This is a genomic window from Kribbella swartbergensis, from assembly GCF_054784135.1.
Map to the genome: position 1 here is coordinate 636,261 of NZ_BAAGPM010000018.1, position 15,525 is coordinate 651,785.

16 protein-coding genes are annotated in these 15,525 nt (G+C 69.0%); 11 read left to right on the forward strand and 5 right to left on the reverse strand.

Annotation, left to right across the window (positions count from 1 at the left end; translation table 11 throughout):
- The first annotated feature begins 41 nt into the window (after positions 1-41).
- Positions 42-383, forward strand: coding sequence for a VOC family protein (locus ACYVOK_RS18455; RefSeq protein ID WP_460663680.1), 342 nt, complete (start codon positions 42-44; stop codon positions 381-383).
- 380 nt (positions 384-763) lie between these two features.
- On the opposite strand, the gene ACYVOK_RS18460 is transcribed toward ACYVOK_RS18455, so the two are convergent.
- Positions 764-1,345 (reverse strand): TetR/AcrR family transcriptional regulator, encoded by a 582-nt coding sequence (locus ACYVOK_RS18460; protein ID WP_460663681.1) that lies wholly within the window; start codon positions 1,343-1,345, stop codon positions 764-766.
- A gap of 188 nt (positions 1,346-1,533) precedes the next feature.
- On the opposite strand from ACYVOK_RS18460, the gene ACYVOK_RS18465 reads away from it, so the two are divergent.
- The 3 genes from ACYVOK_RS18465 (at position 1,534) to ACYVOK_RS18475 (ending at position 4,265) form a co-directional block, all read left to right on the forward strand.
- Positions 1,534-2,301 (forward strand): GAF and ANTAR domain-containing protein, encoded by a 768-nt coding sequence (locus tag ACYVOK_RS18465; protein ID WP_460663682.1) that lies wholly within the window; start codon positions 1,534-1,536, stop codon positions 2,299-2,301.
- Between the two features lie 288 nt (positions 2,302-2,589).
- Positions 2,590-3,615, forward strand: coding sequence for a carboxylate-amine ligase (locus ACYVOK_RS18470; protein WP_460663683.1), 1,026 nt, complete (start codon positions 2,590-2,592; stop codon positions 3,613-3,615).
- On the forward strand, positions 3,612-4,265 hold the full coding sequence (locus ACYVOK_RS18475; RefSeq protein WP_460663684.1) for a HemK2/MTQ2 family protein methyltransferase: 654 nt from the start codon (positions 3,612-3,614) through the stop codon (positions 4,263-4,265). The genes ACYVOK_RS18470 and ACYVOK_RS18475 overlap by 4 nt, the downstream gene beginning before the upstream one ends.
- 10 nt (positions 4,266-4,275) lie before the next feature.
- Here ACYVOK_RS18475 and ACYVOK_RS18480 read toward each other — a convergent pair whose 3' ends face one another.
- Positions 4,276-4,485 carry a CDGSH iron-sulfur domain-containing protein gene (locus ACYVOK_RS18480; RefSeq protein WP_460663685.1) on the reverse strand — a complete coding sequence of 70 codons (210 nt, stop codon included), beginning with the start codon at positions 4,483-4,485 and terminating at the stop codon, positions 4,276-4,278.
- 85 nt (positions 4,486-4,570) lie between these two features.
- Between ACYVOK_RS18480 and ACYVOK_RS18485 the strand changes: the two genes are divergently transcribed.
- Positions 4,571-5,560, forward strand: coding sequence for an iron-containing redox enzyme family protein (locus tag ACYVOK_RS18485; RefSeq protein WP_460663686.1), 990 nt, complete (start codon positions 4,571-4,573; stop codon positions 5,558-5,560).
- A 36-nt stretch (positions 5,561-5,596) separates the two neighbouring features.
- On the opposite strand, the gene ACYVOK_RS18490 is transcribed toward ACYVOK_RS18485, so the two are convergent.
- Entirely contained in the window at positions 5,597-6,208 is a 612-nt protein-coding gene (locus ACYVOK_RS18490) for a DedA family protein (protein WP_460663687.1), read from the reverse strand.
- Between the two features lie 276 nt (positions 6,209-6,484).
- On the opposite strand from ACYVOK_RS18490, the gene ACYVOK_RS18495 reads away from it, so the two are divergent.
- Positions 6,485-6,778, forward strand: a complete 294-nt coding sequence (locus ACYVOK_RS18495; RefSeq protein ID WP_460663716.1) for a WhiB family transcriptional regulator — start codon at positions 6,485-6,487, stop codon at positions 6,776-6,778.
- 240 nt (positions 6,779-7,018) lie between these two features.
- Complete coding sequence (locus tag ACYVOK_RS18500) at positions 7,019-7,177, forward strand: hypothetical protein (RefSeq protein ID WP_460663688.1); 159 nt, start codon at positions 7,019-7,021, stop codon at positions 7,175-7,177.
- A 28-nt stretch (positions 7,178-7,205) separates the two neighbouring features.
- Here the strand turns inward: ACYVOK_RS18500 and ACYVOK_RS18505 are convergent, their stop codons facing one another.
- Positions 7,206-8,264: an SGNH/GDSL hydrolase family protein gene (locus tag ACYVOK_RS18505; RefSeq protein WP_460663689.1), complete on the reverse strand. Its 1,059-nt coding sequence runs from the start codon at positions 8,262-8,264 to the stop codon at positions 7,206-7,208.
- Positions 8,265-8,750: 486 nt separating this feature from the next.
- On the opposite strand from ACYVOK_RS18505, the gene ACYVOK_RS18510 reads away from it, so the two are divergent.
- Genes ACYVOK_RS18510 through ACYVOK_RS18525 form a run of 4 tightly spaced genes read left to right on the forward strand, consistent with a single transcriptional unit; the run spans position 8,751 to position 14,815 of the window.
- On the forward strand, positions 8,751-10,919 hold the full coding sequence (locus ACYVOK_RS18510; protein WP_460663690.1) for a hypothetical protein: 2,169 nt from the start codon (positions 8,751-8,753) through the stop codon (positions 10,917-10,919).
- Positions 10,916-11,419 (forward strand): hypothetical protein, encoded by a 504-nt coding sequence (locus ACYVOK_RS18515; protein ID WP_460663691.1) that lies wholly within the window; start codon positions 10,916-10,918, stop codon positions 11,417-11,419. The genes ACYVOK_RS18510 and ACYVOK_RS18515 overlap by 4 nt, the downstream gene beginning before the upstream one ends.
- Positions 11,412-13,895 carry an Hsp70 family protein gene (locus ACYVOK_RS18520; protein ID WP_460663692.1) on the forward strand — a complete coding sequence of 828 codons (2,484 nt, stop codon included), beginning with the start codon at positions 11,412-11,414 and terminating at the stop codon, positions 13,893-13,895. Before ACYVOK_RS18515 ends, ACYVOK_RS18520 begins: the two co-directional genes overlap by 8 nt.
- The gene (locus ACYVOK_RS18525; RefSeq protein ID WP_460663693.1) at positions 13,892-14,815 is read left to right on the forward strand and encodes a hypothetical protein; all 924 of its coding nucleotides are present in this window, start codon (positions 13,892-13,894) and stop codon (positions 14,813-14,815) included. The genes ACYVOK_RS18520 and ACYVOK_RS18525 overlap by 4 nt, the downstream gene beginning before the upstream one ends.
- Position 14,816: 1 nt before the next feature.
- Here the strand turns inward: ACYVOK_RS18525 and ACYVOK_RS18530 are convergent, their stop codons facing one another.
- Entirely contained in the window at positions 14,817-15,449 is a 633-nt protein-coding gene (locus ACYVOK_RS18530; protein WP_460663694.1) for a VOC family protein, read from the reverse strand.
- Positions 15,450-15,525: the final 76 nt, after the last annotated feature.

Consider the following 15,525-nt stretch of genomic DNA (forward strand, 5'->3'; position numbering starts at 1 on the left):
CCGCGTATCGTTGGCACGAGCTACGACGGACGGAGACGGGTGTGACGATCACGCGAGTGCTCGCTCAGTCCACGGTGAGCGATCTGACAGTCGCCGAGGACTGGTACACACGGCTGTTCGGCCGCGCGCCGGACGCTCGACCGATGCCAGGTCTCCTCGAATGGCACCTGGCCGATACCTTCGGCGTCCAGGTCTGGCACGAGCCTGACCGCGCCGGGCACTCGTCGATCGTGCTTGACGAGTCCGACCTCGACGTCCTCGCGGAACGCCTGAAGGAGGTCGGCATCGCGCACGACGGGCCGCAGGACGCGACAACGTCGCGCATCCTGTCCCTGGTCGACCCCGACGGCAATCGCGTCGTGTTCACGGGCACCTTCTCCTGACCCTGCACCGCCGCGGCCAGAAGTGTGCGACCGATACGCATGCCGCGGCGTTTGGTCCCTCGTTCGGCGGGCACCTGCCGAAGCGGGTTCCCGGGGTTCCCGCACTTGAGAAGCCAGGTGCCTTCAGCTGCAACCAGAAGGGGTACCGCATGGCTCGCCGAGCCGCTCGCGGTCACATGCTCCCCGGACTCGATCTACCTGAGGCGGCATTCGTCTTCCATGCCGACTGCGGCATGCCGATCCCGAACGGGCGGACCGATGTTCTTTTTCTTCAGTAACCGGCTGGGCTGTGGCTTGTCGCTCCTGCTGTCGCTCGCGGTGACCGGAGTTCTGCTGCTGATCTTCGCTCGCTGAATCGACCGGGGCTGCCGGCCCGAGGTTCAGCGGTACTGATCGATCAGGTTGGCCGCCATGGCCTGTGCGCGTCGCGCGGCGTCGAGGTCGCCTTCTGCCGCGGAGACGATGGAGCCCTTCATGAGGATGTGCCAGGAACGGGCGAATTCCTCGGGCTCGCGCAGGCCGGCTTCGGTGGCCAGGTCGGCGATCACGGTGCGGATGTTGTTCAGATGGCGGATGCTGGCCTCGCCCAGTACGTGATCGGCGCCCATCTCCAGCAGCACGTTCACGAACGTGCAGGTGTCGAATCCGTCACTGCGGAACCACTCGTCGAAGACGTCGAAGACGGCCAGGAGCCGGTGCTCGGGGGTGGCGCCACGTCGCCGCGCCTCGGCCTCCACCAGGCCCAGCGTCCACACTTGCTCCCGCTGCTCGAGCACCGCCAGGACGAGATCGGTCTTGGACGGAAAGTGACGGTACAGCGTCGCCTTGGCGATGCCCGCCTTGGCGATCACCTCTTCGACGCCGACGTCACGAACACCCCGACGCGACATCAGCTGGTATGCGGTGTCGAGAATGCGTTCCCGGGGCGCCTGTTTGCGCTCCACTGTCCCGTCGACCGTCATGCCACGACACCCTACGCCCTCGACATCGGGCCGAACAGCGGGTAGAAAGAGTTGTCTTCCTACCACGATCCGAGTGGTAGCAGTCGGAGCCTCCCGGCCTCGTCTGATCCGGGCACGTCAAGCAGTGGTGTGGCCGGCCAGGGTATCGAGTGCAGTGGAACCACCTCGGTTCCAACTCGGAGGAACCAATGACCTTCCCCGCAGCCGACCAAGAGCCTCAGCCGACAGACCCGACGCAGCTCGACCGCACCGCACGATCACTTCCCCGGCCGGGGCCTGTCCTCGACGAGGACCGCCTGGAAAACCTGGTCGTGGAGCTGCACGAGGCACCCGACGCGCAGCAGACGATGGACCGGTTGCTGGACTTCGCCCTCGATTTCCTGGCCTGCGACCATGCGACCATCGCGCTGCGCCATCGCGCCAGGATCACGGCAGGAGCCGCCACCGACGACGCATCACGCGCCGCACTGCTCGCGCAGCTGGACTGCGGCGAGGGCCCCTGTCTGACCGCGATCTCGACCGGCTTGAGCGTCCTGGTCCCCGACACCGCCCGCGAAACCCGCTGGCCACTGTGGATCAGCCGCGTGGCACCCCGCGGCCGCTCGATCTTCGCCATTCCACTCACGGCCTCCAACTCCACCTTCGGCGTTTTGACGCTGATCGGTGAACAGCCGCACAGCTTCGACGCCGAGGACGCCAAAGCACCGCGCGTGGCCACCTACGGCGCAGTCGCGATCGCGACGGCCAGAGAGCGCGATTCCCTCGTCGAAGCTGTGGACGCCGGCCAACGCGTCGGCCAGGCTGTGGGCATCCTGCGGGAGCGCTTCAGCATCGACGAGAGCCGCGCCTTCGCCATCCTGAAACGCTACTCACAAGACTCGAACACCAAGCTGCGCGACGTAGCCCAGCACCTCCTCGACACGGGCAGGCTCCCCACCATCAGCCCGAGGGGTTGAGGTGGGCGCCCGCGGGTTACCGGGCGACTGCGGGGTTCAGAGGGGAGCCTCGGGAAGGCCGGGACGGCCGCTGCGCCCGGGCACGGACAGGAGACTTGCTTGACCCACGCCAAGTCCGTCCACCCCGAGATGGGGGCGGGACCGAGCCGTCCGCTGCTGGGCGCGTCCGTGATCGATCGGAGCGGGTTCCAAGGACCGCTCGGGCCCGCGCCAGCTGATCAGCGGGCCGGCACGCCCCTCGATGCTCCTTCGCTTCGGTCACTGTTTTCCAGCACCGTCGCCGGAACCGTGGGGTTCGAAGAGGAGCTCCTGGTGGTGCACCGGCGGAGCTGGCTGCCCGCGGAGGCCGCCACTGTCGTCGCCGGCATTGGCGACCCCCGAGTGAAGCCCGAGCTGCCGGCATGCCAGCTCGAGATTGCGACGTCCGTTCACGAGGACGTGGCGGACGCCGTTGAGGAGCTGCGCTCGTGCCGAGCGCTGGTCGCCACCGCCTGCGGTCCCGACCTGGCCGCGATCGCCGCACCCGTTCACCCGCTCTTGGACGGGCCCACCGAACTGGCGCCCACGACACGGGCCGTCGGGCTCGGGGCACGCTACCGCGAGGTGATCGGCCGGCAGCTGGTCTCGTCTTTGCAAGTGCACCTGGCGTTCGGCGATGCAGACTGCACGCTGGGTGTCTATCACGGGCTGCGAGACCTGCTTCCTGAGCTGGCGGCGTTGGCCGGGGCCGCCCCCTTCGCCGGCGGTCGGGACACCGGCCTGTGCTCTGTGCGTCCGGTGATCGCCTCCGAGCTGCCCCGCCAGGGCGTCCCGCCGATCATCGCCTCCTGGGAGCAGTTCGCCGAGGACCTCGCCTGGGCCGTCCGAGGCGGCGCCGTGACCGACGCTTCGGAGTGGTGGTGGGAGCTCCGACCGCATGTCCGCTACGGCACGCTCGAGCTCCGGGTCCTCGACGTACAGGCGACCGTGAATCTGACCAGTGCCGTGGCCCGGCTCGTCCACGCGCTCGCTGCCAGGCTTGCCGAGCGGCACCACCTCGGCGAGCTCCCACCGCCGGCGCCAACCTGGCGGATCGCGGAGAACCGGTGGGCCGCGCTCCGCGACGGCGTCCGCGGAGAGCTCCTCGACCTCCGCACCGGTGAGGCCCGACCCACCCGCCGCTGCCTTCACGACCTCATCGACGCCGCCGAGCCCTACGCGCCGAGCGGCCTGGACGACGTACGAGCCATGGTGGAGGACCCACCCGTGGAGCACCTCCGGGCGCTCGGTCCTGAGCGCGTCGTTCCATGGCTCGCGGAGGTGTTCACCGCATGAAGCTGCTGACCCTTCCGGGCGTCTTCGCCCCGATCTCCGACTCGTGGATGCTGGCCGACGCCATCCGCCAGGAGGGCTTCGGCCCAGGCTCGCAGGCGCTCGACGTCTGCACCGGGAGCGGGGTTCTCGCCCTCACCGCCGCGGAGTGCGGCGCGACCACGACCGCGATCGACGTCTCTCGGCGAGCGCTGCTGACGGTCCGGCTGAACGCGCTCCGCCTGGGTGTGCGCGTCCGGACACTCCGGGGCCGGACGTTCGGTCCCGTGGCCGGCGAGCGGTTCGACTTGATCGTGAGTAACCCGCCGTACGTGCCGTCGCCGAGGCCCGACGTACCCCGTCGTGGGGCGAGCCGCGCCTGGGAGGCGGGCCAGGACGGGAGAATCGTTCTCGACACGCTATGTGACGAGGCCCCGGCTCACCTGCAGCCGGGTGGGGTGCTGCTCCTCGTGCACTCGTCCCTCATCGGCATCGACGTCACCTTGCGGCGGCTGCGCCGGGTCGGTCTGGTGGACGTCGAGGTGCGAGAGCGCCGGCGGGGTCCGCTGGGCCCGCTGATGCGAGCGCAGCAGGCTGCAGGCACGATCCCCGCCGATGTCGACGAGGAGGACGTGGTGATCATCCGGGCGACCGCCCGAACGCCCCGCTGGTGACGGCGGTTCCCTAGCCTGCCGCCGGGTGCCGGGGCAGGGTGTGGGTCCCGTCGCAGAAGGGCGGGATGGCGGTGCGGCCGCAGCGGCACAGCGCGATCGTACGGCGTGAGGCCGGAATCGGATCGCCGTCCTCGTCCAGGAGCTGGAAGTCGCCGCGGACCAGAATCGGACCGTCCGGGTAGGCGCGGATCTGGGTCGCGCTGTCGTCCTTCGAGGTCATGAACAGGAAGTACCCACCTGCGGACGATTCACGACGGTTTTCCGGCGGGTACCGGAGCGTCGCCCGATGCCTCGAGGAGACATGCATGCAGCTACCACCCCCACGCGGGCCGCTCAGCGCCTGGTTGAACGACCGGCTCACGGGAGGCAGCGACGAAGACCTCACCACCGCGGTCGAGGCATCCGATCGGCCGTTCGCCGACGATGATCTGCAACTGGCGCTGTGGGTCGCCTACGAGCTGCAGTACCGCGGCTTCGACGGGGTGGACCCAGATTTCCAATGGGATCCGGGCATCGTTGCCTTCCGCGCCCGGTTGGAGCGGCCCTGGGTCGACTGGCTGGAAGCGAACTGCCGGATCCCCCCGACCGACCAACCCGTCGCGGAGCAACTTGTGGCACTGATCGACGCCGATGACGGTCCCCGGCTGGCGCCGTACCTCCGTCGGCACGCCACCAGGGAGCAGTTCCGCCAGTTCGTGCTGAACCGGTCTGTCTACCAACTCAAGGAGGCAGACCCGCACAGCTTCGGCATCCCGCGCCTCGACGGCGCTGCCAAGGCGGCGTTGGTCGAGATCGAAGCCGACGAGTACGGCGGAGGCCGCCCGGAACGGATGCATTCCGAACTGTTCCGTACGACGATGCGCTGGCTCGGCCTCGACGACAGCTACGGCTTCTACGTGCCCGCGGTGCCGGCCGTCACCTTGGCCGTGTCGAACGTGATGTCGCTGTTCGCGATCCACCGCCGCTGGACGGCCGCGCTCCTCGGTCACCTGGCAGCACTCGAGATGACCTCCACTCTCCCCAATCGCCAGTACGCCGCCGGAGCCGCCAGACTCGGCGCGTCCGAAGAACAGGCACGCTACTTCACCGAGCACGTCGAAGCGGACGCGGTTCACGAGCAGATCGCGGCGCACGACCTCTGCGGCAGCTACGTGCAACAGCACCCCGGCGCGATCGGCGACGTACTGTTCGGGGCACGCTGCTCCCTTGCCGTCGACAACCTCTTCGCGGAGCACCTGCTCACCGACTGGAAGGTTTCGACCCGCCCACGCCGGGCCGAGACTGCCACAGGCTGAGCCGACCCGGGTCGGCCTCCCGGCACCCAGTGCCTCTCAGCGGTGGGTCATATGGCGCTTGCGCAGTCTCACCAGGACCAGGGCGACCGCGGCGACGGCGACAAGTGCCAAAGGTCCCACGGTGAGAAGCCGGCTTGCCGTCGCAAGCGAATCGGCGAGGCCGTACCCCAGGAGCACGCATGCGGTACCCCAGGCCACTGCGCCCGCGATGTTCCACGGCAGGAAGGTGTGCAGATAACGCATCCGGGCCATGCCCGCCATGCCGGGGACGAGTGCCCGCAGGCCGGCGGTGAACCGGCCGAGCAGGACGGCCCGTCCGCCGTACCGGTGCAGGAGGGCGTCGGCACGGTACCAGCGGCGGTCGCCGACGAGGCGGCCCCATCGTGAGGCCCGTAGTGCGGGCCCGAACCGGCGACCGATCTCGTAGCCGGCGCTGTCTCCGAGAACGGCGGCGGCGATCGCGATCCCGATCATCGGCCACAAGGCGATCCAGCCTTGCCGAGCAGCGAATCCGGCCACGATCAAGGCGGTCTCGCCGGGTACGACGAATCCGGCCATGACTCCCGCCTCGGCGAAAACCACGCCCGCGGCGACCAGATAGAACCACGCACCCGTCTGCTCGCCGACCTGCTGCAGGAATCCAAGCATGCCGAAACTCCTTCCCACGACGATGGTTACACGGGCACCAAGTGCGGACTGGGCGAGGAGAGCGCCGCCCAGCGGCTCTGCACCACACATTTTCGATGCCGCAGGCAAGTTCCCCGTCGCGCCGTACCAAGCCCTGGCACGAGGCCTTCCAGCTAGCAGGTACGTCGACATTCCGGCAGGCACGACCAGACCACCGGTGCTGGCCGTGACGACAGGTGTCGCCGGGGGAGCGACGCTGGGTCGCGAGGAGACCTTCTCGGAAGGAGTGCGATGGCCATGCTGAGTTCCGCAACTGGCCGACCGGTGTCGAATGTGGCGACGCTGTCGAACTGGCGGTCGGGTGGCGCATGTGTCGAGGAGGATCCGGACCTGTTCTTCCCCGTCGGGTCCACGGGACCGGCGCAGTTGCAGGCCGAGGCGGCGAAACGCATCTGCCGCAGGTGCGATGTGGTCGACGCGTGTCTGCGGTGGGCTATGGAGACGGGTCAGGACGCGGGTGTGTGGGGTGGCCTGTCCGAGGACGAGCGCCGCAGCCTCAGGGGCCGGTCAAGGCGACGCGCCAAGCCGTAGTGCGTCGCCGGGCGGCCGTGGGTGCGCCTTCGGTACCGGCCAGCAGGTAGTCCGAGTTCTGGCTGTCCTGCCACCAGGAAGGCCGCTGGCAGGGGCGACGGCGGCTCGGTTCGAGGCCAGCATGAAAGTACCGAAGCCCATTGACTCCCTCGAGTGGGTCCGCATAGTCAGCAGGTGGCCGGCATGGAAAGTGCAGATTGGCTCAACGGTGGTTTCGATTCCACCCAGGCTCGATTCCTCATGATCACAGCGATCACTCATCACCGGTTCAGTTCACCGACCTGGGGCGAGGACGAGGTCCGCAAGCTGCATGCCGAGCTCACCGACATCGAACTCTCCTCGCTGGGCCTCGTCGCGGCCCTCCGGGGCCGGGCCGCCGCCGGGCCGGCGAACGCGTAGGTCGTCAGCGTGTGCCGGCACGAGGTTGTCAGGGTGTGGTGAAGAGGCCGCCTTGCTGCAGGCGGTTGAGGATGGATTGGCGGGTGGCTGGGTTGCTGAGGAGGGCGGCGGAGGAGTTGGCGCGCTTCTCGGCCTCGGCGTGCCAGGTGGCTTCTTCGGCGCTGGTGAAGGTCGGCGTGCGGCTCGAGACGAGCTTGACGATGAGGTCAGCCACGGCGGTCTGCTCGATGGCGAGCGGGTGGTAGCTGGCGGCTTTCATGAGGTCGAGGTCCTTGCCCTGGACCCAGGCTTTCGTCTTCTTGCAGATGTCGTGTCCCGCGGATGCCTTGAACACGTCCAGGTACCGGGCGCCGGCCGCCTTGGCCGCGGCGGTGAGCGCAGTGTTGAGCGTCGTCTGGATCGCGTTCACATAGGCGTAGTCGCCTTTGGCCAACGGCAGCTCGGGACAGGTCCCCTGCGGAGGGGCCAGCTGCGGGTACCCGATCAGGACGATCGTGGCCTTCGGGGCGACCAGTGCCTTGATGTCCTTGAGCGTCTGCGTCAGCCGAGTCTGCATCCTGGCGATGCTCTCCTTCAGGACGTCCTTGCCGCCGACGGTGAAGTGCTTCGCGCACGGCGCACCGGTGGGCTCCGACTTCTGCAGGGTCGGGCAGACCCCCAGCAACGACGGGAAGACAGCGAAGTCGTTGGCCCCGATGCCGATCGTCACGAGGTCGGTCTGCTTGGTCAGCACCCCGGCCTGCGGCGGCACGAATCCGACGGGGGTCGCTTGAGCCGCCTTCACATGCGTCGTGTCCGCTCCCGCGCAGCTGACGTCGGTGACCTTGGGCACCTTCAGCTTCGGGCCGAGCAGCGCCGGGTAGTTGCCGCCCGACCGCATACATCCCAGTGCGGACAGATCCAATGGAGGCACCAGCGGCGCGGCGGTGTAATTGTCGCCCAGCGCGACGTAGTTCTTGAACGTCGGCGGCGCGGCCGGTCCGGCTCCCGCTGTGCTCGTCGCATCGGCGCCTGTCGCGGTCACCATCGTCAGCAGGGCCAGCGCAGCCAGGCCGGCCGAGCCGACCGCCCGAACAGATCTGCTCATCATCCCTCCAAGACGTCTGTGGCGGGGGTGTGGCCCGCCGCACCTGTCCTGGCACGATAGAAAAGACGATGACACTTCCGCCCGTCGGCCGCCGCACAATTGCGTAAATATCGCCCTGGATTCCGGCACCCAGTTACAGCTGCAAAACGACCACGACAACGACGTTTGAATCCGCCATTCCGGGACACCGATTGGAGTTCGTCTCCCGTTGTCCACCGGCAAAACCGTTACACCAGTTGAGCCGAAGTGCGTTGTTCATCCTGGTCTATCCGTTGGACATAGGCAGGCGGCACGGCGCTGCAATCGGGCGTGTCGAGGTCCAGGGTTGGTCCAGAGCTGATCCAGGGGTAATCCAGGATCGGGTCTATCCGGTTCGCGCCGCTCCGTAGCGGTGGTGGGCGAACCCCGGGCGCCGCGAGAATCGAATTCTGGGGCACGAGCGATTGCGGGGTGGCGAGTGAGGCGAGCAGGCTGGGAGCCAGGCTGGTGACGGAGGTGATCACCGGCGAACTACGGGCGCTCGCCGGTCCGGAACTCTATCGGCGCAACGCGTTCCGGATCAGCGGGCTGACGGCGACCGTCGACCGGCGGACGACCAGGCAGGTGCTGCAGCGACTGCGTGCGGCGTTGCAGGTCGGCGCCGACGTGGACCTCGGTCCGAACGCTTCCAGCGACCCTGCCGAAGTCCAGGCCGCCTGCGACCTGATTCTCGGTGATCCGCGTCGCCGGCTGGTGCACGAGGTGTTCGCGCCGTGGGGTGACGACGTGAGCAAGTGCGGTTGCCCACCCGAGATCCACCGGCGCCACGACGCCGCCGTACAAGCGCACGCGACGGCGATCGAGGCGGAGCTGAGGGACGACGACGGCCGGAAGGCCGCACTCACGGTGCGGGACAAGCACTGGTCCAGCGCCGGCCGCGACTGGGGCAAGTTGCTGGACGCCCACGAGTTCTGGGATCACTTGGATCACCGGGTACGGGAGCTGGACGATCGGCAACTCGACCGGTCCGCCCTGGATCTGATCGACGACGAATTGCAGCGGACACTCCTGAAGCCGCTGACTGACCTGGCCGCGACGACGAAGACAAAGCCGTCCCGGCTGCTGCACGACGCGAGGCGCTGGCCGGCACCGGCGGGCCTGGTCGACCAGCTGATCGAGGCGGCGGTGTCGCCCCTGTACGAAGACCTCGAGCAACGCCGGAGCGCGCTCAACCGCCGGTCCCGGCAGGAGAGCCCGAACGCGATCGCCGCCGAGATCGAGCGCAACGTCGTACCCGCGCTGCGCAAGCTGGATACCCTCGTGCCTCCCGATCGGCATCACCGTACGGCGATCTTGCACGACCAGTTCGCCATCCTGCTGAACAACTGCGCGGTTCAGTTGCTCGACCGCGATGAGGTTGCCGACGGCCGGGCGGCGAGGTGGCTCGACACCGCGGCCAGCCTGGTGATCGACCCTCGCGACCAGGATCTGATCGAGGCGAACCAGGAGACGCTTCGGGCCAGCCGCACCGCGATGCAGGACTTCGAGGAGCAGGTCGGTCTGCTGCTCGATGTCCACGGCCGGTCCGCGGCGATCGCCCTCCTCCGGGAGGCCCGAAATGAGACCGACTCGCCGACGTTGCGGGCGGAGATCGACCGGATCCTGCGGGAGATCGCCGACGGATCCTTCGAGACGCGCAGATTGCTCAAGAGCTTCAACAGTCGCGGCGGATCGCCGACCCGGTCACCCAGCTACCCGACGTACCCGAGCTACTTGCCGACGTACTACCGGCCGCCGCGACGGTGGCCGCGGGTCCTCTTCTGGCTGCTGGTGATCGCGGCGATCGGGTACGGTCTGTCCCGCTGCGATGCGTTCGACAGTACGACGGTGAGCGTGTTCTCGGCCAGGATCGCCGACAACCCCAAGCCCGGCACCTGTTTGGGCCAGCAGAAGGACGACTGGAGATCCAGACCCACCGCGCTTCGGCTCGGCGACTGCGACGAACCACATTGGGGCGAGGTGCTGGCGTACGCACCGCTCACCAAGGTGCCGGCGGAGTACCCGGGTGACGTGCAGGCGAGTGCGCTGGGCACGTTCCGGTGCGGCGAGGAGTTGGTGCAGCAGGGCTTGTCGCCGGACGAGTACGACACCGCGGCGATCTTCGCCCGGGCGGAGTACTGGAACACCGGCAAGGATGCCGGGAACAAGTACGAGAACTACGCGGCCTGCATCGTCCGTCGCCGGGACGGTGCGGAGATCCCGGCGGGCCAGAAGGTCAAAGAGGACGCTCCGTCCGATCCGAAGGCGGTCGCGATGGACCTGTACGGCGGCAACGTGGCCGTCAGCGCCCCGGTCGGCACCTGCATCCAGGCGAAGGGGTCGATCGGCACGGCTGCGATCGGGAAGGTGCCGGTGGTGCGGTGCGAGGTGAAGCACTGGGCGCAGGTCTTCGGCTACCCGACGATCTTCGAGCCGGGGGAGAAGTGGCCCGGCGACGACGCCGTCCTCGCGAAGGCGAAGAAGGCCTGCTCGAAGGTGGTCCCGAACCTGCCCGGGTACACGACCGCCGTCGGCTGGCCGGACCGAAGCTGGTGGACCGACCCGTCGCGGGAGATCTACACGTACTGCCTGGTGCATCGGGTGGACGGCAAGCCGTTCGAAGGGCGGTTGGGATGAGTTTGGTGAAGACCCGGCAATGGCTGCAGCACAAGGCGTTCCGGATCCCGGAGCCGCGCTGGTCCGCGGACCAGCGCGCCGAGATCGAGCGCTACCTCGACGAGCTCGCCGCGGCGGCTTCCGTCGCCGTGCCCCAGGACCCGCCATCGGACGACAAGGCGCTCGCGGAGGCGGCCACGAACCTGTGGCGGGCGCAGCGAAAACTTGCTCAAGGCAAGCAAGAGGCGCAGGGCAGGCAGGCCGCACGCTACCTGCGCACGTGTGTCGAGGCCCTGGCCGAGGCGGGTCTCACCCTCCAGGACCACGACGGCGAGCCCTTTCACTCCGGCCGATCGGTCGAGGTCCTGTTGTACTCCGAGGATCCCGGGGTCACCGCCGAGACCGTGACCGAGACAGTCCGCCCCGCGGTCTACCACCACGACCGTCGGATCCAGATCGCTCAGGTGATCGTCGCCGTACCCATCGCCCCCGTCGCCGACCCCAAGGACAGCCATGCGTGACACGATCGACTTCGGCATCGACCTCGGTACCACCAACAGCGCGATCGCGCTGGCCGAGGGCGACACGCTCAGGGTGATCAAGAGCACCGACGACGGCCGCGACATCACCCCCTCGGCGGTCTGGCTGCCGCGGCCCGGGCTGACCCGGGTCGGCACGAAGGCCCGGGAGCGGGCGGAGCTGGACCCGGACAACACCGCGGTGGAGTTCAAGCAGGAGATGGGTCTGGCCGACGCCGGCAAGACCTTCGCGCGGGCCGGCGTACGGCTCACACCGCCGCAGCTGTCCGCCGAGGTGCTGAAGGCACTGCGTGCGGATGCTGCGCTGCACCTCAACGGGGAGGCGCCGACTGCCGCGGTGATCACGGTCCCGGCCGCCTTCTCGCTGAACCAGAACAAGGCGACCGTCGAGGCGGCCGTACTGGCCGGATTCGTGCCCGGCTGCCCGCTGGTCCAGGAGCCGACGGCGGCGGCGTTCGCGTATGGCTTGCACGACACCTCCGACAGGGCGTACTGGATGGTGTTCGACTTCGGTGGCGGGACCTTCGACGCGGCTGTGGTGAGCAAGCGCGACGGCGACCTGCGAGTGCTGAACCACGCAGGCGATCCGTATCTCGGCGGCAAGCTGATCGACTGGGCCCTGGTCGATCGCGTCCTGGCCCCGGCCGCGGCCCGCGAGCTCGGCCTGGCCGACTTCCACCGCGACGCGCCGAACTGGCGAGTCAGCTTTGCGCGGCTCAAGACGGCGGCCGAAGAGGCCAAGATCGCGTTGTCGCGCTCGGATTCGGCTGCGGTGATGGTCGAGCTGGACGCCGGCGGCGGCCTGACCGAGCTGTTCGAGTACACGCTGACCCGCGACGAGGTCGACCGGGTCGCCGAGCCGTACTACGTCCGCTCGATCAACCTCTGCCGGGAGGCGATGCGGGACAGCGGGCTGTCGCCGGACGCGATCGACAAGCTCCTGCTGGTCGGCGGCGTCACGCTCTCCCCGGGCCTGCGGGAACGACTTGCCGATCCGGCCGAGGGCCTTGGCATCGAGCTGGACACCCGACTCGATCCCACCACGGTGGTAGCCCGCGGCGCGGCTGTGTTCGCGAGTACGGTCAGGCATCCGGCGCCGAGGTCGACGACGCCCGCAGCCGGTGAGTACGCCGTCGAGTTGGCTTACGAGCCGAGTGTCACGACCACCACTCCGACGGTGGCCGGACGGTTGCGGGCGGGGCGGGACCTCGACTGGACCGGGTACTCGGTGGTGCTCGCGAACCCTGACGGCCGGCCGCCGTTCCGATCCGGCAACATCGCGCTGAACCGCGTCGGTGCGTTCGCCACCGAGGTCGACATCGACGAGCGCCGTACGTCGCGGTTCACCATCGAGCTGTTCGACCCGACCGGCGCACCGCAGAAGCTGTCCCCGAACACCTTGTCGATCACGCATCGCGAGGTGGAGTTCGGCGGCGCCCGGCTGACACATTCGCTCGGCATCCAGCTGGCCGACCGGGCGTTCTCGCCGCTGCTGCGCAAGGGTGCCGGCGTCCCTACGCGGGTCCGGGAGACGTTCCGGACCGCACAGGCCCTGCACCGCCGCGACGACGACGCGGTGATCCGGATCCCGGTGGTGCAAGGCGAGCGGGCACGCGCGGATCGGAACCGGCTGGTCGGCACGCTGGAGATTCGGCCGGTCGACGTACAGCTCGATCTGCCGGCCGGGACGGAGGTCGAGGTGACCTTCGAGGTGGATGCGTCCAACCTGGTGACCGTGGTCGCCGACGTACCTCTGATCCAGGCACAGTTCGAGGCCGAGATCGACCTGGACTCGATCCGTACGCCGAGCAGCGAAACGCTGCACACGTTGTTGTCCGACGCCGAACGCCGGGTCGAGGACGCGCGGACGGCGGACGACAATCCGGAGGTCCGGGAGCGGCTGGACCGGCTCGAGGCGGAAGGGACGTTGACGACGGCGCGCGAGCAGGTTCGCGCGGCGTCCACCGATGCCGGTGCGGCCGCGACAGCGGAGGACCGGCTGCGCGATCTGCACGCCGAGCTGGACGGCGTCGAGGCCGCGGCCGGTCTTCCTCCGCTGGTCCGGCAACTGCTGGAGCTGCTGGCCGAGGCCGGTGAACTCGCCGCTCGATCTCCGTCCGCGCGCGACGACCAGGAGCTCGCCGCCCTGCGGGAGCAGGCTCAGCGGGCAATCGACGACCAGGACATCGAGGCGGTGCGCACTCAGATCGACCGGACCGGCGAGTTCCTGGTCCGGCTCGAGAGCCGCCAGCCCGGCTGGCCGATCCGGCTGTTCTACGGACTGACCGAGCAGCCGGGTCTGCTGCCGCCGACCCGGGAGGCCGACAACCTGGTCCGCGAAGGGCAGCGGGCCATCTCCGCCGGCGACGAACGCGCGCTCGATAGCGTCAACCAGCGCCTGATCCGGATGATCCCCCGCGACGAGCAGAGCAAGGTCATCGGGTTGATCAAACCATGACCGTCGCCGGCGAACTCCATCAGCAACTCGCCCTCAGCCGGGCCGCCGAGCTCGCTCGGCAGGGTCACCTCGACCGGGCCGCCGCGCTGCTGACCGAGGTCGACAAGCCTGGACCGGACGTACTGGACCTGCTCGCCCGGATCGCGGCCCAGCAGAGGCGATGGGCCGATGCTGACGAGTACTGGACGCGCGTGCAGGAGATCAGGCCGGATGACCCGGCCGCCGCGGCCGGGCGCAAGACGGTGGCGGGGATTTTGGCCGGTCGCCGCCGGGCTCGGCCGGCGCTGCCGATCGTCGGTGCGGCGGCCGGTGTTGTGGCGGTCGCGGTACTGGCGGTGTTCACGGTTCAGCTTGAAGAAGACCGGCCGGTCGCGGCGGAGCCGACGCCCGCCCCGACGACTGCTGTGCCGACGGTCGACACGGGTGCGCAGGAGCGTGCGGATCGGTTGGCTCGGCAGTTGGCCGCGATCGAGGCGCGACGGCGGGCGGCCGCGGCCGCGTTGGATGCCGAGCTGGACGCGATCGAGGCCGCGGTCGCAGGCCCGGGGCTCATCGTCCAGCGGCGGCCCGACGCTGTCCGCGTTCTCTTCGAGCAGGGCTTGTTCTCCCGGGGCGCGGAACTCACTCCAGCCGGCCGGGACGTTTTGGTTGCCCTCGGCAAGCAGGTGGCCGGTCTCGATGCTGCGATCACGGTCACCGGCCACTCGGTCGCCGTACCTGGGAGCAGCTCGTCGGGCGGCTCCGGTACGGCGCTGCTCCGCGCCCGGACCGCCACCCAGCAGCTCAGCCGGGCATCCGGACTTCCACTGACGACCTTCACACTGCAGTCCGGCGATCAGCGGATGGCCCCGTTCGGTACGCCGACACAGAACCGCACCATCAGCCTCCTGCTCACCCCGCATCGGCCCCCCTTGCGATGAGTCATGTGGTCTCGTCCTCGAGTGGTGAAGCCTGCTCCCACACGAAGCCGTCCGGGTCGGTGAAGGGCCCGGTATCGCTCCCGATCACCAGTCGATGCGAGCCCGTGCCGTCGGCGGGGACGCCCGCGACCTTGGCGAGGGCGCGACGCCGATACAGCGTCAGCTTCACCGGACTCGACGCAGTACCGAACTCGACGTACCTGCGGCCATAGCTCTTCGCCACGTCGAAGCCGCGGTCACTGTAGAACTGCTTGCTAGAGGCCACATCCGCGACTCCCAGCTGCAGCACGAGGTCGTCGATCTGCCGGGTGACCGGTCCGGTGTCCTTCTTCGCCGAAGACGCGACTGTCCAGATCGTCCCGTCCGGGGCTTGTACGACGCCGCCGTACCCCCACAGTGATCGCGCGGCCGGCTTCAGCGACGTCGCGCCGGCGCCGAGTGCCCTGTCGATGAGACTGTTGACCGTGCCTGGCTGCGACACGACGAGCGACAGCGTGAACCCGCGGAAGCCGGTCGTCGGTGCCTCCGAGGGCCTCAAGCGCACGCGAGCACCCAGATCGAACGCGGCGCTGTAGAAGCGGTTGGCAGCCGTGGTGTCGGCCACCTCGATGGTGACAAATTCGATGGTTGCCATGGCGGTGACGCTAGTAGCGCGACCCGACCCCCGCTTCTCGATTCCTGATCAGTTGCCCCGCGCCACCTCCCGGCAG